Origin of the sequence: Pseudomonas sp. 3MA1, assembly GCF_029237275.1 — a bacterium.
Taxonomy (GTDB): Bacteria; Pseudomonadota; Gammaproteobacteria; order Pseudomonadales; family Pseudomonadaceae; genus Aquipseudomonas; species Aquipseudomonas fluorescens_AP.
On record NZ_JAACFX010000001.1, the window covers coordinates 387,302 to 405,212 of the forward strand.

The 17,911-nt window shown below is 66.6% G+C and carries 17 protein-coding genes; 9 read left to right on the forward strand and 8 right to left on the reverse strand.

The genetic code is table 11. The features are described from left to right. Positions 1-113: 113 nt before the first annotated feature. The 4 genes from GWQ44_RS01845 (at position 114) to GWQ44_RS01860 (ending at position 3,781) form a co-directional block, all read left to right on the forward strand. A complete protein-coding gene (locus GWQ44_RS01845) occupies positions 114-752 on the forward strand; it encodes a LysE family translocator (RefSeq protein ID WP_275926526.1) in 639 nt (212 codons plus the stop codon). A gap of 105 nt (positions 753-857) precedes the next feature. Next, a complete protein-coding gene (locus tag GWQ44_RS01850; protein ID WP_103742253.1) occupies positions 858-2,207 on the forward strand; it encodes a diguanylate cyclase in 1,350 nt (449 codons plus the stop codon). Between the two features lie 157 nt (positions 2,208-2,364). Then, a complete protein-coding gene (locus GWQ44_RS01855) occupies positions 2,365-2,889 on the forward strand; it encodes a DUF4142 domain-containing protein (RefSeq protein WP_275926527.1) in 525 nt (174 codons plus the stop codon). Between the two features lie 118 nt (positions 2,890-3,007). After that, positions 3,008-3,781 carry a GNAT family N-acetyltransferase gene (locus tag GWQ44_RS01860; RefSeq protein WP_275926528.1) on the forward strand — a complete coding sequence of 258 codons (774 nt, stop codon included), beginning with the start codon at positions 3,008-3,010 and terminating at the stop codon, positions 3,779-3,781. Here GWQ44_RS01860 and GWQ44_RS01865 read toward each other — a convergent pair. From GWQ44_RS01865 to GWQ44_RS01885, 5 genes are all read right to left on the reverse strand, one after another. Beyond that, positions 3,741-4,559 (reverse strand): AraC family transcriptional regulator, encoded by an 819-nt coding sequence (locus GWQ44_RS01865; RefSeq protein WP_016965664.1) that lies wholly within the window; start codon positions 4,557-4,559, stop codon positions 3,741-3,743. The two genes, GWQ44_RS01860 and GWQ44_RS01865, sit on opposite strands and share 41 nt — an antisense overlap. A 104-nt stretch (positions 4,560-4,663) precedes the next feature. Further along, complete coding sequence (locus tag GWQ44_RS01870) at positions 4,664-5,926, reverse strand: FAD/NAD(P)-binding oxidoreductase (RefSeq protein WP_275926529.1); 1,263 nt, start codon at positions 5,924-5,926, stop codon at positions 4,664-4,666. Next, positions 5,923-6,156, reverse strand: coding sequence for a 2Fe-2S iron-sulfur cluster-binding protein (locus GWQ44_RS01875; protein ID WP_103742250.1), 234 nt, complete (start codon positions 6,154-6,156; stop codon positions 5,923-5,925). Before GWQ44_RS01875 ends, GWQ44_RS01870 begins: the two co-directional genes overlap by 4 nt. Next, positions 6,153-7,274 (reverse strand): FAD-dependent oxidoreductase, encoded by a 1,122-nt coding sequence (locus GWQ44_RS01880; RefSeq protein ID WP_275926530.1) that lies wholly within the window; start codon positions 7,272-7,274, stop codon positions 6,153-6,155. The genes GWQ44_RS01875 and GWQ44_RS01880 overlap by 4 nt, the downstream gene beginning before the upstream one ends. Then, complete coding sequence (locus GWQ44_RS01885; RefSeq protein WP_275926531.1) at positions 7,271-8,203, reverse strand: 4-hydroxyproline epimerase; 933 nt, start codon at positions 8,201-8,203, stop codon at positions 7,271-7,273. The genes GWQ44_RS01880 and GWQ44_RS01885 overlap by 4 nt, the downstream gene beginning before the upstream one ends. 265 nt (positions 8,204-8,468) lie before the next feature. Between GWQ44_RS01885 and GWQ44_RS01890 the strand changes: the two genes are divergently transcribed. The 4 genes from GWQ44_RS01890 (at position 8,469) to GWQ44_RS01905 (ending at position 13,824) form a co-directional block, all read left to right on the forward strand. Continuing rightward, positions 8,469-9,389 carry a dihydrodipicolinate synthase family protein gene (locus GWQ44_RS01890; protein WP_275926532.1) on the forward strand — a complete coding sequence of 307 codons (921 nt, stop codon included), beginning with the start codon at positions 8,469-8,471 and terminating at the stop codon, positions 9,387-9,389. A gap of 127 nt (positions 9,390-9,516) precedes the next feature. Beyond that, positions 9,517-11,088 (forward strand): APC family permease, encoded by a 1,572-nt coding sequence (locus tag GWQ44_RS01895; RefSeq protein ID WP_016963781.1) that lies wholly within the window; start codon positions 9,517-9,519, stop codon positions 11,086-11,088. A 31-nt stretch (positions 11,089-11,119) separates the two neighbouring features. Further along, entirely contained in the window at positions 11,120-12,694 is a 1,575-nt protein-coding gene (locus tag GWQ44_RS01900) for an aldehyde dehydrogenase (NADP(+)) (protein WP_275926533.1), read from the forward strand. A 116-nt stretch (positions 12,695-12,810) separates the two neighbouring features. After that, positions 12,811-13,824, forward strand: coding sequence for an Ldh family oxidoreductase (locus GWQ44_RS01905; protein WP_275926534.1), 1,014 nt, complete (start codon positions 12,811-12,813; stop codon positions 13,822-13,824). Positions 13,825-13,875: 51 nt separating this feature from the next. On the opposite strand, the gene GWQ44_RS01910 is transcribed toward GWQ44_RS01905, so the two are convergent. Further along, a complete protein-coding gene (locus tag GWQ44_RS01910) occupies positions 13,876-16,053 on the reverse strand; it encodes a TonB-dependent siderophore receptor (RefSeq protein WP_275926535.1) in 2,178 nt (725 codons plus the stop codon). 181 nt (positions 16,054-16,234) lie between these two features. Between GWQ44_RS01910 and GWQ44_RS01915 the strand changes: the two genes are divergently transcribed. Beyond that, on the forward strand, positions 16,235-16,771 hold the full coding sequence (locus GWQ44_RS01915) for a GNAT family N-acetyltransferase (RefSeq protein ID WP_016964210.1): 537 nt from the start codon (positions 16,235-16,237) through the stop codon (positions 16,769-16,771). A 56-nt stretch (positions 16,772-16,827) separates the two neighbouring features. On the opposite strand, the gene GWQ44_RS01920 is transcribed toward GWQ44_RS01915, so the two are convergent. Further along, positions 16,828-17,202 (reverse strand): hypothetical protein, encoded by a 375-nt coding sequence (locus GWQ44_RS01920; RefSeq protein ID WP_275926536.1) that lies wholly within the window; start codon positions 17,200-17,202, stop codon positions 16,828-16,830. 254 nt (positions 17,203-17,456) lie between these two features. After that, positions 17,457-17,744, reverse strand: a complete 288-nt coding sequence (locus tag GWQ44_RS01925) for a hypothetical protein (RefSeq protein ID WP_016964208.1) — start codon at positions 17,742-17,744, stop codon at positions 17,457-17,459. Positions 17,745-17,911: the final 167 nt, after the last annotated feature.

Here is a 17,911-nt window from a genome sequence, read left to right on the forward strand (position 1 = left end):
GTGAGCAGCTGACGAAAGCTGCTGGTGGCAAGGTGCCTTGATCGTGCAGAATCCGCCAGATTCGTTCTGTGCCTGGCGTTCCCGTGAGGTGCATCCGCTCTGGAGTCTTGTCGATGACCTCATCGCTGTTGCTGGCCGTTATCGCCTCGGGTTTCATTTATGCCATCACCCCCGGACCCGGGGTCCTGGCGGTGTTCGGTATCGGTGCGTCCCGAGGCCGCAAGGCCGGCGCCGGGTTTCTTGGCGGGCACATGCTGGGGGATGTGCTCTGGTGCAGCACGGCGCTGATCGCCATTGTCGGCGCCCGGGAAATCGGCAGCGATGCGTTCAATGTCCTCGGCCTGCTCAGTGGCCTGTACCTGCTCTGGCTGGGAGTGCGCGCGATCCGCGCCCGTCGCGGCAACGGCGACGACCCCCAGGGCGCCGCGCGCCATCCGTTCTGGCACGGCGTGCTCTTCGGCCTGACCAACCCCAAGGCTTATCCGGTGGCGGTGGCGACGTTCACCGCCTTGCTGTCCAGCCGCGCCGAACTGCTCAGCTGGTCGATGCTGCCCGGCCTGATTGCCCTGAGCTTCCTGGGTGGCCTCGGCGCTTACGCTATTCTCATCGGCGTGGTCGGTGCGCGGCAGGTACGCAGTTGGTATCAGCGTCACGAGCTGGCGATCACCCGGGTCTGCGGGGTGATGTTCATCGGTTTCGCGATCAATGCCCTGCTGCATGCGGTGCCGGGGCTGATCGGCAACAAGGCATAACGCCGCTCGCGGGTTGCGAGGGTGTAAGGCCGGTGCTCGACACTGGCCGAACAGGCTCAAGGGATGGGTACTCAGCGTATTTTTCATGGGTAGTAGCTTTCTCTGATGGCAACCAACAACTCCGCGCCTCTGGCCAGTTTCATCGACCTGCTCCTGGATGCCGTGTGCGCCGTGGATATCGAGGGTCGCTTCGTCTTCATCAGCGCTGCCTGTGAACGGGTCTTCGGCTACACCGCCGATGAGCTGATCGGGCGGCGGATGATCGAGCTGGTGCACCCGGATGATCGTGAACGCACCCTGCAGGCCGCCCGGGAAATCATGGGCGGTGTGCCCAAGCCCAACTTCGAGAATCGCTACCTGCGCAAGGATGGGCGCGTGGCGCATATCCTCTGGTCGGCGCGCTGGTCGGAGGTGGACCAGTTGCGCATTGCCGTGGCCCGGGACATCACCGAACGCAAGCTGGCCGAGTCGAAACAGGCGGCGCTGTACGCCATCTCCGAGGCGGCCCACGCCACCGAAGACCTGCTGGGGCTGTTCAAGCGCGTGCACCGGATCATTGGCGAGTGGCTGCCGGCGCTCAATTTCGTCCTGGCGCTGTACGACGAGCGCAGCGACAGCCTGAGCTTTCCCTACCACGTCGACGATTGCGAAAGCAGCCCGGAACGGCCCGGAACCCTGATCGGGCGTTTTTGCGCCCAGGTGCTGCGCCACGGCCAGTCCCTGCTGCTGGCGCCCACCTGCCCGTTGAGCCGGGATCTGTGGAACGAGTTCGCGGGCATTCAAGGCCCGCGGTGCTGGCTGGGGGTGCCGCTGAATTCGCAGAAGGGCACCATCGGCGTGCTCATGGTCAAGAGCGCCCCCGGCGCGCAAGGCTACGGTGAGGCGGAGCTGGAACTGCTGCAGTACGTCAGTGCCCAGCTGGCGGCGGCCATCGAACGCGCGCAATTGCATGCGCGCCTGCACTACATGGCCGAGTACGACCAACTGACCCATCTGCCCAACCGCGAGCTGCTGCGCGAGCGCTTGCGTTCGGCCCTGGCCCGGGCCCGGCGCGATTCGGGACGCATGGCCCTGCTGTACGTCGACCTGGACAAGTTCAAGGAGGTCAATGACACCTGCGGGCATGCCGTGGGCGACATGCTGCTGCAAGCGGTAGCCAACCGCCTCAAGGGCTGCGTGCGGGAAACCGACACCGTGGCGCGCATGGGCGGCGATGAATTCGTGGTGCTGCTGGAAAGCGTGCAGCACAGCGACGATGCCCAGCAGGTGGCGGAAAAAATTCGCCATGCGCTGAACGAACCGCTGCGCCTGGACGGCCATTGGCTGAATATCCTGCCGAGCATCGGCATCGGCCTGTACCCCGAACATGGCCTGGAAGAAAAGCAGCTGTTCAAGCATGCCGACGAGGCCATGTATGCGGCCAAGCGTGAGCGCAAGAGCCGCTCCAGCGCCTGAGGCCCGCGGCCTGATCCAGCCCCGGGATCACACCGGGGAGCGTCGCCGTTCGTCGTCTCGGCGCCGCTCCTGGTAAACCTTTGGCGCTCAGGGTTTTCCCAATGCAGGCGGGGGCGCGGGCTCCCGCCGGATTGATTGGCAAGAGGAGAACCCACCCATGAACACGCTGGCCACTGTCCTGGGCCGCGCCGGCCTGGCCCTGTTGCTCGGCCTTGGCGCCGGCCGCGCCCTGGCCCAATCCCCGGCGGCCTTCATCGACGCGGCCTCGACCCAGGCCATGGCCGATATCGAAGCCAGCCGCCAGGCACATCGGCAGAGCTCATCCAAGGCGCTCAAGGAATACACCATCCAGGTGATCGACGATCGCACCACCGCCAATCAGCACCTGGCGAAAATCGCCAGGCAGCTGGACCTGCCGGTGGCCCCCCGGGAGCAGCTGCTGGAGCAGGCCAAGCGCCTGGTGCCGGCACTTCCCGCAGACGAAGATAGCGACCGCGTCTACGCCACGAACCAGATCAAGGCCACCCAAGCCGCGATCCGGCAGATCCGCCAACAGGCGCAAACCAGCGAGCTTCCCGAGCTCAAGGCGTTCGCCGAGGAAACCCTGCCCAAACTGGAAAGCCACCTGCAGATGGCCAGGGCGCTGCGCGCCGGCCGCCCGATCGATCGGCTGGAGGGGTAAGCCTCGGCGCCTGTTTGCCCCTTAAAGCAGAATGGTGCTGGAGCTGCCGGGGCTGCGGGCTTAACGTGGCCCGCAGTCGGCGTCGATCCTGGCGCTGCGAGGCTCAAGGAGGCAGGACATGGCGCCGGCACCGCGCGCTGCGATCAGCGATCTGTACCATCGGGCCGAGGATTATTTCTTCGGTTCCATCTCGCAGTTCCATCGACGCTTTGGTGATGACCTGAACGCCTATTGCACCGGCGTGGCCGCCAGTAGCCTGAACCTGCTGCTGATGCAGGGCAGCGAGCGCGACAACGCCGGGCCTCTGGCCGAGGGCGTGGCCTTTCTCAAGGGCGCCGGCGTGCCGTTCTGTGTGGTGATGCCCCAGGCCCAGGTGGCGCGCTACAGCCCGCAGTTGCTCCAGCAGCAGATGCTGGCGGCGGACCAGACCTGCTGTATGGCGCTCGATCTTGCAACCTGCGTCCCGCGCCAGGTCGCGCCGGGGCTGGGCCAGGTGCGCTGCACCGATCGGCATCTAGAGGATTGGGCGCGGCCGGTGGCAAGTGCCTTCGAGTCGGGGGACGCTGCCATCGAGCAGTACCTGGCGCGGCATCGGGCGGCGTTGCAGGCCGGCCGGGCCTTGCACCATTTCAGCCTGTATGTCGGTCAGCGTCCGGTGAGTGCCTTGACCCTGTCCCTGGGGCCGGAGGTGGCGCGGCTGGACGATATCGGCACGCTGCAGGGCTTCCAGGGGCGCGGCTACGCCACGGCGCTGATCCACGCGGTGCTCGGTTTGGCCCAGGCCCGGGGCGCCAGGTGGTGCGTGCTGGAGGCCTCGCTCGACGGTCTGTCGATCTACCGCAAGGCCGGCTTCAATGCCCTGTTCGACTACCGCACTTTCTGTCAGGCGTGAGCGGGGCCGCGGCGTTCTGCCGGAACTGCCGCGGGCTGAGTCCGGTGAGGGCCTTGAATTGCCGGCTGAAGGCGCTGTGGTCGGTGTAGCCGCATTGCAGTGCCACCTCGGTGATCGGCTCCTGGGTCAGCAGCAGTTGTGAGGCCTGTTCCAGGCGCGCCTTGTGGATCATCTGCCGCGGCGTGAGGTGGAAGATGCGCTTGCAGTAGCGCTCCAGCTGGGCCGCGGACAGCTTGGCGATGCGGGTCAGGTCCTGCAGGCGGATGGCTTCGCTGCAGTGCTCGCGGATATGCCGGTCCACCGCCGCCAGGCGTGCATAGGCCGGATGGGTGTCGTGGGCGGCCTGCAGGTCCAGGGAGATCCCGGCCATGCCGATGATCCGGGCGTCGCGGTCATACAGCGGCAGCTTGTGGGTCAGGCACCAGCCCGGTTCGCGGCTGCCGTACAGGTGCAGTTCCAGCTGGCCCTTGATGGTCACGCCCTGCTGTAACACGCGCTGGTCCTGCTCGGTGTAGACCGGTCCGAGCACCGCGGGAAAGACCTCGGCGGAGGTCTTGCCCAGCAGCGGGCGGATGCTCTTGAAGCCGCAGCGCTGGGCCAGGGTCAGGTTGGCGATCAGGTAGCGGGCCTGCAAATCCTTGATGAAGAACACCGCGCTGGGGATGCAGTCCAGCAGCGGGGCGAGGGGCGCCATGTTGGCCAGCAGGCTGTCGATGTCCCCGGGGGATTGGGCGGCGATGGCCCTGGGCAAGTGGTGGAGCTGTGCGCTATCGATCATCGTCGGCCTCTCTCTGTGGGGGGCTTGGGGGATGGATCTGTGTCGATAAAGCCAGGGTCTGCAAAGGGCTTGGGTCAGGGGCCGACCAGCGTCGGCGCCGGTTTTCAGTCTGCCGCGTGCGGCGGGCAGGCGTCGAGCATCAAGGTGGCAATTCGGGCCGGCACCAGGGGTGAACGCGGCGCCACTTCGGGCCAGTCGAACAGACGCCGGGCGGCGCTGGCGCAGACCCGACCCTGGCAGGCGCCCATGCCGCAGCGGCTGTGCAGCTTGGCGCTGTTCCAGTCCGCCGCGCCGGCGACGGCGGCGTAGGGCACATCTTCGCAACGGCAGAACAGGGTATCGGGACGGGCCAGTTGCAGGATCTGCGGTTGCAGTGCGAAGTGCCGTTGCAGCCGTGCGGCGAAGTCCTGCCAGTGCCGGCGCCGCTCGATCAGCGTGGCGGCCCGGGCACTCTGGCCGCTGACGACGCAGCCGGCAATCTCGCCTTCGATCAAGGCCAGTTCGCTGCCACCGATGCCGGTGCATTCACCGGCGGCCAGGACCTGGGGCAGGCTGCTGCGTTGCTGCGGGTCGACGACTATGGCCCCCTGTTCCAGGCGACAGCCCAAGTGACTGGCTAGCCGGGTATTGGGCACCAGGCCGAAGCCGCAGGCCAGGTAGTCGCAGGCCAGTTCCGCGAGGTGCCGGCCCTGGCGGATGCGTACCCGTTGCAGTTGTCGGTCGCCCAGGGCCTCCACCACGTGGGCGTTGCAGCGGTAGGCCGGGGTGAGCAGTTGCACCGCCTGGGCCAGCTTGCTCGGCCAGCGCCACAGTTGGCTGGCGAACCCCAGCACCGCCGTGGCGGGCGCCTGTTCCAGCACCCGCAGCAGCCGCGCCCCGGCCTGGCGCGCGGTGGCGGCGGTGGCCAGCAGCAAGGGGCCGCTGCCGGCGATCACCAGGGTTTTGCCGCGCAGGGACAGGCCGTTTTTCAGCAGGGCCTGCAGGCCTCCGGCGCCGGTGACCCCGGGCAGGGTCCAGCCGGGAAAGGGCAGCAGCAGTTCCTGGGCGCCGCAGCACAGGATCAGTTGTTCGAAGTCCAGCTGCCAGGCCTGGCGGGCATCCTCCAGCAACAGGCTGTGCGGGCCCAGGGCGGCGATCACGCGGGTCGCGCCCAGATAGCGCACCGCCGGGTGCTGCACAACCTGGAAGCGTTCGGCGGCGGCCGGCGACGGTGTCGGACCCTGGCGCCAGATCTGCCCGCCGGGCCGCGGGTTGTCATCGATGAGCACGATTGAGCGCGCGCTGTGGCTGGCGGCCCGGGCCGCGGCCAGCCCCGCCGGGCCGCTGCCGACAATCAGGATCTGGCAGCTCAGGCGCTGGGCGTTCATTGGCTGCGCTCCACCTGCATGCCGTCCCGGCACAGGGTCTGGCAGGCCAGTTGGCGCAGGCCGTCGATGCTCATCCGGCATTCCTGGCATATGCCCATGCCGCAGAACGGTGCCCGTGGCGCGCCGTTGCAGGCGTTGCGGGTCCGCGGGTCGCCGCTGGCGGCTACGGCGGCGGCGACCGTAAGGCCGGGGCGCACGGCCAGTGCCTGTCGGTCCAGGTAGATGATCATGGGGACTCTCCAGTCAGGGGGGCGAAGCGCCCGGGCAGATAAGGTCGCGGATCGAGCGCCGGGCATTCGCCGAACATCTGCTGCACCAGCAGCCGGGCGCTGCCGGGGGCGGTGGTCACCCCCAGGCCTTCATGGCCGAGCGCCAGCCACAGCCCCGGCTGCTGCGGGTGTTCGCCGAGGATCGGCAGGCCGTCCGGGGTGGCGGCGCGAAAGCCGGTCCAGGTGCGGATACCGTTGAGCTGCGCCAGGGCCGGCAGGTACTCCACCGCGCGCCGCAGCATCGGCGCCAGCACCTGGGGCTCGACCTCGGGCTCCAGGCTGTCGAACTGCCGGGACGAGCCGATCAGCAGTTGCCCGGTGGGCCGTGGCTGGACATTGAATGCCACCGAAGTGCCGTGGTTGGCGTGGGCGCTGGCGGCATAGCCCAGCTCCACCAATTGATGCCCCACCTGCTGCGGGTAGCGGTCGGTGATCAGCAGATGCCCCTTCTTCGGCCGCAAAGGCAGGGCCGGCAGCAGCTCCCGGGCGCCGTAGCCGTTGGCCAGCAGCACCTTGTGCGCCTGCAGCACCTGGCCGTCGTCGAGTTCCAGTCGATTGCCGGCGACGTGGCGCACCCGGGCGCGTTGACAGCGGATCAGCGGCTGGCTGTCGAGCAGCCAGCGGGCGGTGGCCGGGGCGTAGAGGATGCCGTCGCCGGGGACTTGCAGGGCTCCGCCCAGGCCCTGGCGCAGCATCGGTTCCAGGGCCGCCAGTGCCGGGCCATCGAGCAGTTGGCTGGTGACGCCCTGTGCGGCCAGGGTCTGCTGCTTGATCCGGGCCAGATCCATTTCCGCGCGGTCGGCGGCCAGCCACAGGGTGCCGCAGTTGCGGTAGGCGCAGGCTTCGGGCAGGCGGTCGCGCAACTGGCGCCAGAGGCCGATGGAGTAGTGACTCAGGGCCAGTTCCGCCGGGTTGTCGTCCATGGCCACCAGATGCCCCATGCCGGCTGCGGTGGCGCCGCCACGGGCGTCGTCCAGTACCTGCACCCGCAGGCCGCGGCTGGCCAGTTCGTGGGCGCAGGCAGCGCCGATGATGCCGGCGCCGACCACGATCACATCGGCCTCGGCCTGCACCTTCACGAGCCGATGCCCCAGGCGAACGGGTCGCTGTCGTCCAGCAGCAGGGTGGCTTCGGCGCTGATATGGGCACTGCCGCGCAGGGTGGGAATGATCCGATCGCCGGCCAGTTCGTAGTGGGCGCTGAACTGGCTGCCGATCACGCTGGCCTGTCGCCAGGTCTGGCCCGGAGCGAGTTTGCCCTCCGCAGCCAGGCAGGCCAGCTTGGCGCTGGTGCCGGTGCCGCAGGGCGAGCGGTCGTAGGCCTTGCCCGGACACAGGACGAAGTTGCGGCTGTCGGCCTCCGGGTCGTCGGCGAACAGTTCGATGTGGTCGATGAGCCCGCCCCCGGCGCCGGTGATTCCAGCGGCCTCCAGCGCCGCGCGCACGCTCCAGGTGTAATGGGTCAGGGCTTCGACATTGTCCAGGGCCAGGCGCTGGCCGTGGTCGCTGATCAGGAAGAACCAGTTGCCGCCCCAGGCAATGTCGCCGTGCAGCGTGCCGTGCCCCGGCACCTGCAGCGCCACCTGGCGGCGGTAGCGATAGGCGGGCACATTGCGCACGCTCACCGACAGGTCCTCATGCAAGGTGGCCTGCACCGTGCCCACCGGGGTTTCGATGCGGTGCACGCCGCAGTCGATGCGTCCCAGGTGGTACAGCGAGCGCACCAGGCCGATGGTGCCGTGGCCGCACATGCCCAGGTAGCCGCTGTTGTTGAAGAAGATCACCCCGGCGCAGGCATCGCTGGCCTGGGGCGCGCAGAGCAGGGCGCCCACCAGCACGTCGCTGCCCCGGGGTTCGAGGACGCAGGCGCGGCGCCATTGATCGTGGTCGCTGCGCAGGGCCTGCAGGCGCTCGGCCATGGAGCCCTGGCCCAGGTCGGGAAAGCCGTCGATGACCAGGCGGGTGGGTTCACCCCCGGTGTGGGAGTCGATCACGGTTATTTTTTTCATGGCGGCACCTGCGGGGAAAGAGCTACAGAGTGGCCCTGGCAAGAGGGCGGCCGCTTGTGGGTTTTCCCTGGCGCGGATGACGAAATCGGCACAGTTGTGCGTGCGCACCCGGGCCCGGGCAGGCACCGCGCGGGCGATCGGCGAATGTGCCGATTTCGTCTCCCGCGGGGGTGAAAAGCTTCAAGCTGCAAGGGGGATAAAAGGCGACTCTGGATAGCGTCTCCAACGCCTGTCGGCCCGGCCGACTTCAAACAAGGACAAGACCATGAGCCGTAAAGCCATCCAGTGGAGCGGTGTATTCCCCGCCGTGACCACGCAATTCAAAGCCGATTTCTCCCTCGACCTGCAGGCCACTCACCAGGTCATGCGCAAGCTGGTGGACGATGGCGTGTCCGGCCTGGTGGTGTGCGGCACCGTGGGCGAAAACACTTCCCTGAGTACCGCCGAGAAACTCGCGGTGATCGAAGTCGCCAAGGACGCCGCCGGGGGGCGGGTGCCGGTGATTGCCGGGGTGGCCGAGTTCACCACCGAGTTCGCCCGCCATACGGTGCGCGAGGCGGCCAGGGTCGGGGCCGATGGGGTGATGGTGATGCCGGCGCTGGTGTACTCGGCCAAGCCCCATGAAACCGCCGCGCATTTTCGCGCCGTGGCCACCGGCACCGACTTGCCGGTGATGGTTTACAACAACCCGCCGATCTACAAGAACGACGTCACCCCCGAGGTGCTGATCGCCCTGCAGGACTGCGAGAACATCGTCTGCTTCAAGGACTCCTCCGGTGATACCCGGCGCTTCATCGACCTGCGCAACGCGGTCGGCGACCGCTTCGTGCTGTTCGCCGGGCTCGATGACGTGGTGGTGGAAAGCGTCGCGGTGGGCGCCGAGGGCTGGGTTTCGGGCATGTCGGTGGCCTTCCCCAGGGAGGGCGAGACGCTGTTCCGCCTGGCCAGGGTCAAGCGCTTCGAAGAGGCCCTGGCCCTGTACCGCTGGTTCATGCCGCTGCTGCACCTGGATGCCCGTCCGGATCTGGTGCAGTGCATCAAGCTCTGCGAAGAACTGGTGGGCCGCGGCTCGTCGATCACCCGGCCGCCGCGCCTGGCGCTGCAGGGGCAAACCCTGGACGAGGTCAAAGCCATAGTCGCCAAGGCCCTGGCCACGCGGCCAAGCCTGCCGGACGTCGGCCTGTAGTCCCTTGCCGGGCGCCCCGGGTGGGGCGCCCGCCTGCGCAACAGCGCATGTGCTGCAAGCGTCGGGCAACCCCGCCGACGTGACATACGACCTGCCTATTCCAATAACCCAAAAAAGGCGCAGCCCCATGTCAGGCAACGGCAAATTCAAGAAGCAACTCTCTCTGGTGGACCTGACCTTTATCGGTCTGGGTGCGATCTTCGGTTCCGGCTGGCTGTTCGCCGCCAGCCACGTTTCGGCGATTGCCGGGCCGGCGGGAATCTTTTCCTGGCTGCTGGGCGGCTTCGCCGTGCTGCTGTTGGGCATCGTCTACTGCGAGCTGGGGGCGGCCCTGCCCCGGGCCGGCGGGGTGGTGCGCTACCCGGTGTTCTCCCACGGCCCGCTGCTGGGCTACCTGATGGGGTTCATCACCCTGATTGCGTTTTCCAGCCTGGTGGCGATCGAAGTGGTGGCGGCCCGGCAATATGCGGCGGCCTGGTTCCCGGTATTGACCCACGAAGGTTCCAGCAACCCGACCATCATCGGCTGGCTGCTGCAGTTCGCCCTGTTGTGCCTGTTCTTCTGGCTCAACTACTCCAGCGTCAAGACCTTCGCCAAGTCCAACAACTTCATCAGCCTGTTCAAGTTCATCGTGCCGCTGCTGGTGATCGTGGTGCTGTTCACCTTCTTCAAGCCGGACAACTTCCACATCCAGGGCTTTGCTCCCTTTGGCCTCTCGGGGATCGAGATGGCGGTGTCGGCCGGGGGCATCATCTTTGCCTACCTGGGGCTGACGCCGATCATTTCCGTGGCCAGCGAAGTGCGCAATCCGCAGCGCACCATTCCCATCGCGCTGATTCTCTCGGTGCTGCTTTCGACCCTGATCTACGGCCTGTTGCAACTGGCCTTTCTGGGCAGCATTCCCACGGAGATGCTGGCCAACGGCTGGAGCGGCATCAGCAAGGAGTTCTCCCTGCCGTACCGCGACATCGCCCTGACCCTCGGGGTCGGCTGGCTGGCCTATCTGGTGGTGGCCGACGCGGTGATCTCCCCCAGCGGCTGCGGCAACATCTACATGAACGCCACGCCGCGGGTGGTCTATGGCTGGGCCCGCACCGGGACCTTCTTCAAGATCTTCACCCGCATCGATGAACAGTCCGGCATTCCGCGCCCGGCGCTGTGGCTGACCTTCGGCCTGTCGGTGTTCTGGACCTTGCCGTTCCCCTCGTGGGAGGCGCTGATCAACGTGGTGTCGGCGGCCCTGGTACTGAGTTACGCGGTGGCCCCCATCAGCGTCGCGGCGTTGCGCAAGAGCGCACCGCAGCTGCCGCGGCCGTTCCGGGTCAGCGCGTTTGCGCTGCTGGGCCCGGTGTCCTTCGTGATCGCCGCGCTGATCGTCTACTGGTCCGGCTGGGGCACGGTGTCCTGGCTGCTGGGGTTGCAGATCCTGATGTTCGTGATCTACCTGCTGTGCAAGCGCCTGGTCCCCACCGACCACCTGAGCATCGGCGAGCAGGTGCGCTCATCGCTGTGGCTGATCGCCTTCTATGCCCTGACCATGGTCATTTCCTACCTGGGCAGCTTCGGCGGCATCGCTGCCCTGACCCATCCCTACGACACCTTGAGCGTCAGCCTCATGGCCCTGTGCATCTACTACTGGGGTGCCCACACCGGGGTGCCCGAGGCCAAGCTGCTGCTGGACGGCGATGAGGCGCAATGACCCGCAGAACGTTCACCAGACGAGGTAATCCATGACTGTTACAGGACACATGCTGATCGGCCAGAGCGCCGTGTGGGGCAGCCATGGCCGGCTGCATGCAGTGGCCGCGGCCAGCGGCGAGCGCCTGCAACCGGCGTTCGGCGGAGCTGGGGCGGCCGAGCTTGAGCGGGCCTGCGCCCTGGCCGAGGCGGCGTTTGATGAGTATCGCCAGCGGCCCCTGGTGCAGCGCGCGGCGTTTGTGCTGGGCATTGCCGAGAATATTCTTCAATTGGGTGATGAGCTGATCGAACGCTGCCACCTGGAAACCGGCTTGCCCCGGGCCCGCCTGGAAGGCGAGCGCGGGCGTACCGTCGGCCAGTTGCGGCTGTTTGCCGAGGTGCTGGGCGAGGGCGGTTTCCTCGGGGTACGGATCGATCCGGCGCAACCGCAACGTCTGCCAATGCCCAGGGTCGATCTGCGCTTGCGGCAGATTGGCCTGGGGCCGGTGGCGGTGTTCGGCGCGTCGAACTTTCCCCTGGCGTTTTCCGTGGCCGGCGGCGATACTGCCTCGGCCCTGGCGGCGGGCTGCCCGGTGATCGTCAAGGCGCACTCGGCGCACCCCGGCACCTCGGAACTGGTGGGCCGGGCCATCGCTCGGGCGGCCCGGCAGCACGGGATGCCCGAGGGCGTGTTTTCACTGCTGTTCGACAGTGGCCGGAGCATCGGCCAGGGGCTGGTGGCGGACCCGCGGATCAAGGCCGTGGGCTTCACCGGCTCGCGCAGCGGCGGGATGGCGCTGATGCAGATCGCCGCGGCGCGCGCCGAACCGATTCCGGTCTATGCAGAGATGAGCGCGATCAACCCGGTGCTGCTGTTGCCCCATGCCCTGGAGGAGCGCGCGGAACCTATTGCCTCGGCATTTGTTGCCTCACTGACCCTGGGCGCCGGGCAGTTCTGCACCAATCCGGGGTTGATCCTGGGCGTCGATGGGCCGGCGTTGCAGCGTTTTGAGCGGGCCGCCGCCGAGGCCCTCGGTCACGTGGCGGCGCAGACCATGCTCACGCCGGGCATTTACCGCAGCTACTGCCAAGGCGCGGCCATCCTCGCGGCACATGCCCGGGTGCAGACCCTGGCCCAGGGCCCGGAAGGGCAGGGCCAGCAGGCGCGCGGGGCGTTGTTCGCCACCTCGGCCGCGGCGTTCATGGTGTGCCCCGAATTACGCGAGGAAGTCTTTGGCCCAGCCTCGCTGATTGTCCGCTGCGCCGACATGACTGTTTTGCAGCAGGTCCTGCAGAGCCTGGAAGGCCAACTGACCATTGCCGTTCATTTGAGCGAGGGCGATCAGCCGCAGGTGCAGGCGTTGTTGCCACTGCTGGAACGCAAGGCCGGGCGAGTGCTGGCCAATGGTTTTGGCACCGGGGTCGAAGTCACCCATGCCATGGTCCATGGTGGCCCGTTCCCGGCCACTTCCGACAGTCGCAGCACCTCGGTGGGCAGCCGGGCGATCCAGCGCTTCCTGCGCCCGGTGGCCTACCAGGACCTGCCCGAGGCGCTGTTGCCGGCCGAGCTGCACCGGGCCAATCCGTTGCAGGTGCCGCAACTGCTCGACGGTCGGTTCCCGGGTTGATCCGGGGCACGGCGGCGCGCTTTCCGGGGAGTGCCGTCGCGCCCGCCCCTGTTGCCCCGTCCATCCACCAAGACACTCCCACAGGAGCGTTCCCTACCTGCCATAGAGGTTCTAGCATGTCTGAATACATCACCTTGTCACTGGATGAAGTCCGCGCCCTGTCGTATCGGGTCCTTACCCATCATGGTCTGTCCGAGGCCCATGCTCGGGTGATCGCCGAGGTCATTACCCAGGGCCAGCGTGACGAGTGCCACTCCCACGGTGTGTACCGCCTGCTGGGCTGCGTGCGCTCGGTGCGCGAGGGCAAGATCGATCCCCGGGCTGCACCCAGCCTGCGGCACATTTCGCCGGCGGTGCTGGAGGTGGATGCCCATTACGGTTACTCGCTGCTGGGCTTTCACAGCGGCTTGCCGCTACTGGCGGACAAGGCCCGCAGCCAGGGCATTGCGGCGATGGTGATCAAGCGCTGCTTTCACTTTTCCGCGCTGTGGCCGGAGGTCGAGGCGATTGCCGACTGCGGCCTGGTGGGTATGGCGATGAACCCCAGCCACAGCTGGGTGGCCCCGGCCGGCGGGCGCCATCCGGTGTTTGGCACCAACCCCCTGGCCTTTGCCTGGCCGCGGCCGGGGGGCCATCCCTTTGTCTTCGATTTCGCCACCAGCGCCATCGCTCGCGGCGATATCGAGCTGCATGCGCGCCAGGGCAAGCCGATTCCCAGCTATTGGGCCCTCGATGCCCAGGGCCAACCGACCACGGATGCCAAGGCGGCGCTGCAGGGCGCCATGCAGACTTTCGGTGGGCACAAGGGCTCGGCCCTGGCGGCGATGATCGAGTTGCTGGCCGGGGCCTTGATTGGTGACCTGACCAGTGCCGAGTCCATGGCCTTCGACGAGGGTGTGGGAGCCACGCCTTGCCACGGCGAACTGGTGCTGGCGTTCGATCCCCAGGTGTTTTTGGGCGAGGACTATCAGCAGGGGCTGGAGCGGGCAGAAGGGCTGTTTGCGGCGATCACCGAACAGGGCGCGCGGTTGCCGTCGCAGCGGCGTTTTGCGGCCCGGGCCCGCAGCCTGGAGCAGGGAGTGCAGGTCCCTCGGGCGCTGTGGAACGATATCCAGGCCTTGTTGCCATGACGCGCTGGGGGCGATGGAGTTTCCATCGCCCCCCAGGTATTGCGGCTCGTGTCAGAAGCGCAGGTTGGCCGCCAGTTCGGCGGAACGCCCCGGCGCGACAATGGCGAACATCCCCACGTGGGAGGCGTCGTAGTACGTCTCGTCGGTGAGGTTGAGCACGTTGAGTTGCAGGTCGAGGTTCTTGTTCACCCGGTAAGCGACCATGGCGTCGTAGCGCCAGTAGGAATCGAGGCTGCGGGTGTTTTCATCGTTGGTGTAGCGCTTGTCCACATAGTTGGCGCCGCCGCCGACCTTCCAGCGGTCGGTGAGGGCGTAGGTGGTCCAGACCGAGCCGCTGTTGGGGGCGATGAACTTGGCCTGGTTGCCATCGAAGTTGGTGTTTTTTCCGGACGCATACTTGACCGTCTTGGCATCCAGGTAGGTGTAGCCCGCCATCACTTCCCACTGTTCGGTGAGATGGCCGGTGGCTCCCACTTCAAACCCCTTCACCTCGACGTCGCCATCCAGCGTGACCTCGTTGCTGATCGGGTCGTAGGTCCGGGCGTTGGTCTTCTCGGTCTTGAACAGGGCAGCGGTCAGGGACAGGCGTTCGTTCAACAGGTCCCACTTGGTGCCCAGCTCGATGCTGCGGCTCTTTTCCGGGTCCAGGTTGCTCAACCGGCCGCCCGCGGCGCCGTCGGCACCGCCCGATTGCCCGGCGGTTTCCCCGGATGGGTTGAACGAGGTGCCGTAGGACAGGTAGATGCTGCCGTAGGGCAAGGGCTTGAAGACGATGCCGCTCTGGTAGGTCCAGATGTTGTTGCGGTTGCTCTGGGCGTCATCGCGCACATGGTAGTTGTCGAAGCGCGCTCCCAGGTTCAGGTCCCATTGTTCATGCAGGGCCAGGGTGTCCATCACGTACAGGGCGCGGTTGTTGTGCCGGGTGACGTCGTGGCTGCCGTCGCCGCGTGGCACGGGGGCGTAAGGGGCTTGCGGGTTGGGGTGGTTGAGGTCGCCCGGGTCGGTCTCGGTCTTTTTCGGCGCATAGCGGTTCTTCACGTCGATCCGCTCGCGGGAGAATTCCAGGCCGGCGCTGTAGCTGTGGCCGATGGAGCCGGTGTCGAACTTGCCGAAGAGGTCGGTCTGGTTGATCAGCGAGGTGTTGACCACGTTGCGCCCCCGGGCCGGGCCGCGAAGTACCACCCCGGCCAGCTCATTCTTGACGCTGTCGCTGTCCGCCCCGAAGGTCGGGCGGCTCATGATGTAGTCCTGCATGCTGCGCCCCTGGCGGGTGGTGTTGCGCAGGGTCAGGTGGTCGTTGATGTCGTGTTCCAGCTGCAGGGTGAACAGGTCGGCCGAGGTCTTGCGGAAGTCGCGTTTGCTCAAGCCGTAGAAATTGTCCCGGTCAACCTTGACCGGCTTGCCGCTGATGGCCGATACCGGAACACCCTGGTCGGGAATGTCGTCGCTCTGCAGGTGGTAGTAGCTCAAGGTGGCGCGGGTCTCGGTGTTGAGGCCGAAGGACACGCTCGGCGCCAAGCCCCAACGAGTCACTTCCACCTCGTCGCGCCCGGGGGTATCGGCTTCATGCTTCATGGCGTTCAGGCGCAGCGCCATGTGCTGTTCGGGCAGGTACTGGTTGAGGTCGACGGTGCTGCGCCGCAGTTGATCGGTGCCCAGGGTCAGGCTGCCGGCGGCAAAGGTTTCCTGTTGTGGCACCTTGCTCACCAGGTTGATGGTGCCACCGGTGGAGCCGCGTCCCGAGTAGGCTGAGCCCGGGCCCTTGACGATCTCGATCTGCTCGACGTTGAACGCTTCGTGGGTCATGCGCCCGACGTCGCGGATGCCGTCGATCATGATGTCGGTGCTGGCTTCAAACCCCCGGATGAAGGGCCGGTCGCCCAGCGGCGTTCCGCCTTCGCCGGCACCAAAGGTGATTCCTGGCGTGGTGCGCAGGGCATCGGCCAGGGTCGACACCGCGCGTTCCTGCATCAGCGACTCGGTGATGATGGTCACCGATTTCGGAGTTTCTCGCAGCGGCGCGGTGAATTTCACCGAGTCCGAGGCCTCGCGTCTGTATCCCGGCTGGTGTTCGCCCTTGACCTGGGTGGTGCCGAGAGTGACGGACGTCGGCCCGGACGGGGCGGCGGCGTCTTGCGCACTGGCGCCGATGCTGGCTTCGCTGAGCGCCATCAGGCCAAGGGATGTGGACCATAGCTTCCAGGGATGTGGACGGGCAGAACTGGACATTGAGAAAAGACCTCCGTTTTATTTGGAAGCGATTCTCATGTGCGAATCTGTGTCATTCAATCAGAACTGTCTGAACAATCATGTCGAAAAGTGTATGCGTGGCTGCCGGCCGCTTGCTGCCTCTTCTGTTTTTTCGCCCGATGCGATTTCATGGGCGCCCGACTTTCCTGGACGCTCACGGATGAACCTGCACCTTGAAACCCCCCGGCTATTGCTGCGCCCACGCACTCTTGAGCATTTCCAGGCCTGCCTGCGCATGGACCTGGACCCCGACGTCACGCGCTTTGTCCCGGGCACCTGGGACGGCGGCCAATGGCACCGGGATTTCCTGCACTCGCGCATGACCCAGGACTTCGGTCCGCGCTGCGGTTATTGGGCGATCTTCGCCAAGGACGCGCCGGATGAATTGCTGGGCTGGGTGTCGTTCATTCCCTTTGACGCCGTCGGGCCCGAGCTGGAAATGGGCTGGCGCCTGGTACGGCGGGCCTGGGGGCAGGGTTTTGCCAGCGAGGCCGCGCGGCGGATTGTCGAGCATGCGTTTGCCGATCCAGCCGTGGAGCGGATCGTCGTCGATGCCCATGTCGATAACGCGGCGTCGTTGGCGGTGGCGCGCAAGATCGGTTTTCGCTTCACCCACGAGGCCGACTTTGAAGGCTTGCCTTGCCGCTTCTTTGCAATGACCCGCGAGGATTTCCAGCAACAAGCGGTCGCTGGCTGAGGCGCGTTCAACTGCGGGGCACCGCTAGCTGGTGCCCCGCAGGCTCGACGGTGGCCTCAGAGGTGACGGCTGACCCACCACAGCACCAGGAAGGCGATTGCGGCGGCCAGGGCCGCGAGCTGGAACAGATTGATCAGGCACTTCAGGCCCAGGGGGAATTTCCGGTAGTCCTTGGCGTTCATGCCGCCGCTGCGCAGGAACAAGTGGGGCATGGCGAACATGGCGCCGATGCACAGCAGCATGAAGAAGCGGCTCAGGGGATCCTTGCCCAGAAGTGGCAGGCGGATGGCGATGACCCGGCAGCGCGCCAGGTGCCTGACCATGTCATCGAGCCTGAAATAGCCCAGGTACACCTGGATCATCAGGGACACCAGCCCGGACATGACCACCAGGACCCAACCCGCTGTGTAGATGTCTTTGGCGTTACACATATCTCTTCAGTGACCTCCTCAAGCTTCACGACCAGGCGTTCAGCGTATTGCTCCTCCAGTGAGCCCCGGCACGCAGGGCAGCCGGCCACCATACCACCCCGGGACGCGCGGCGGGCCGGGGCAGCGGCGCGCAGGCCAGTAGCGCGCGTTGCGCAGTCGGGCCGTTGCGACCATAGGCGCGGGTTTGTCCGGGCAACATGAGACGAGTACCAAAGCTGCGGGCGAGGACCTTGGCGTGCCCGCAGAGCGTTGTCCTAGAGCTTGGCGCAACGCTCCACATCGGCTTGGGTGGTGACCTGGGTGTCGATCCCCAGGCGGTATTTGCAGTAGTCGATGATCATCTGCCGTTGTTCGTCGCTGAGTTTTTCCACGCGCCGGTAATCACCGTCATTGGCGTGGATGTTGAAAAACTCCAGGCGCAGGGTCGGGGCTTGCTTGAGAAACCAGCGGGTGTGGGTTTCAGCCTCTTCCAGCTCGGTGTAGTAGCCGACATTGAGCAGCAGCAACAGGATGAGGGCGAGCAGAAACAGCAGTTTTTTCAAGGTTCGGCTCCTTCCGTGAGCGAGGGGCGCCCAGGGCGCGGGCGGCGCATGCTTGGCTGTTTTGCGCCGTTTGGCAAGCGTCTCGGGTCGCTGGGTGGGCGCAGGCATCCTGGCCCGGGTTGCATCCGGGTTCAGCAAGCAGACAGTTGCCAGCTGCTAAAAAGATC

Excerpts from the sequence above, each read along its gene's own strand:
- GWQ44_RS01900 (WP_275926533.1), top strand. The coding sequence starts at position 11,120 with ATGACTGTTACAGGACACATGCTGATCGGCCAGAGCGCCGTGTGGGGC.
- GWQ44_RS01905 (WP_275926534.1), top strand. The coding sequence starts at position 12,811 with ATGTCTGAATACATCACCTTGTCACTGGATGAAGTCCGCGCCCTGTCG.
- GWQ44_RS01875 (WP_103742250.1), bottom strand. The coding sequence starts at position 6,156 with ATGATCATCTACCTGGACCGACAGGCACTGGCCGTGCGCCCCGGCCTT.
- GWQ44_RS01865 (WP_016965664.1), bottom strand. The coding sequence starts at position 4,559 with ATGATCGATAGCGCACAGCTCCACCACTTGCCCAGGGCCATCGCCGCC.
- GWQ44_RS01885 (WP_275926531.1), bottom strand. The coding sequence starts at position 8,203 with ATGAAAAAAATAACCGTGATCGACTCCCACACCGGGGGTGAACCCACC.
- GWQ44_RS01910 (WP_275926535.1), bottom strand. The coding sequence starts at position 16,053 with ATGTCCAGTTCTGCCCGTCCACATCCCTGGAAGCTATGGTCCACATCC.
- GWQ44_RS01850 (WP_103742253.1), top strand. The coding sequence starts at position 858 with ATGGCAACCAACAACTCCGCGCCTCTGGCCAGTTTCATCGACCTGCTC.
- GWQ44_RS01855 (WP_275926527.1), top strand. The coding sequence starts at position 2,365 with ATGAACACGCTGGCCACTGTCCTGGGCCGCGCCGGCCTGGCCCTGTTG.
- GWQ44_RS01895 (WP_016963781.1), top strand. The coding sequence starts at position 9,517 with ATGTCAGGCAACGGCAAATTCAAGAAGCAACTCTCTCTGGTGGACCTG.
- GWQ44_RS01890 (WP_275926532.1), top strand. The coding sequence starts at position 8,469 with ATGAGCCGTAAAGCCATCCAGTGGAGCGGTGTATTCCCCGCCGTGACC.
- GWQ44_RS01920 (WP_275926536.1), bottom strand. The coding sequence starts at position 17,202 with ATGTGTAACGCCAAAGACATCTACACAGCGGGTTGGGTCCTGGTGGTC.
- GWQ44_RS01915 (WP_016964210.1), top strand. The coding sequence starts at position 16,235 with ATGAACCTGCACCTTGAAACCCCCCGGCTATTGCTGCGCCCACGCACT.
- GWQ44_RS01870 (WP_275926529.1), bottom strand. The coding sequence starts at position 5,926 with ATGAACGCCCAGCGCCTGAGCTGCCAGATCCTGATTGTCGGCAGCGGC.
- GWQ44_RS01860 (WP_275926528.1), top strand. The coding sequence starts at position 3,008 with ATGGCGCCGGCACCGCGCGCTGCGATCAGCGATCTGTACCATCGGGCC.
- GWQ44_RS01845 (WP_275926526.1), top strand. The coding sequence starts at position 114 with ATGACCTCATCGCTGTTGCTGGCCGTTATCGCCTCGGGTTTCATTTAT.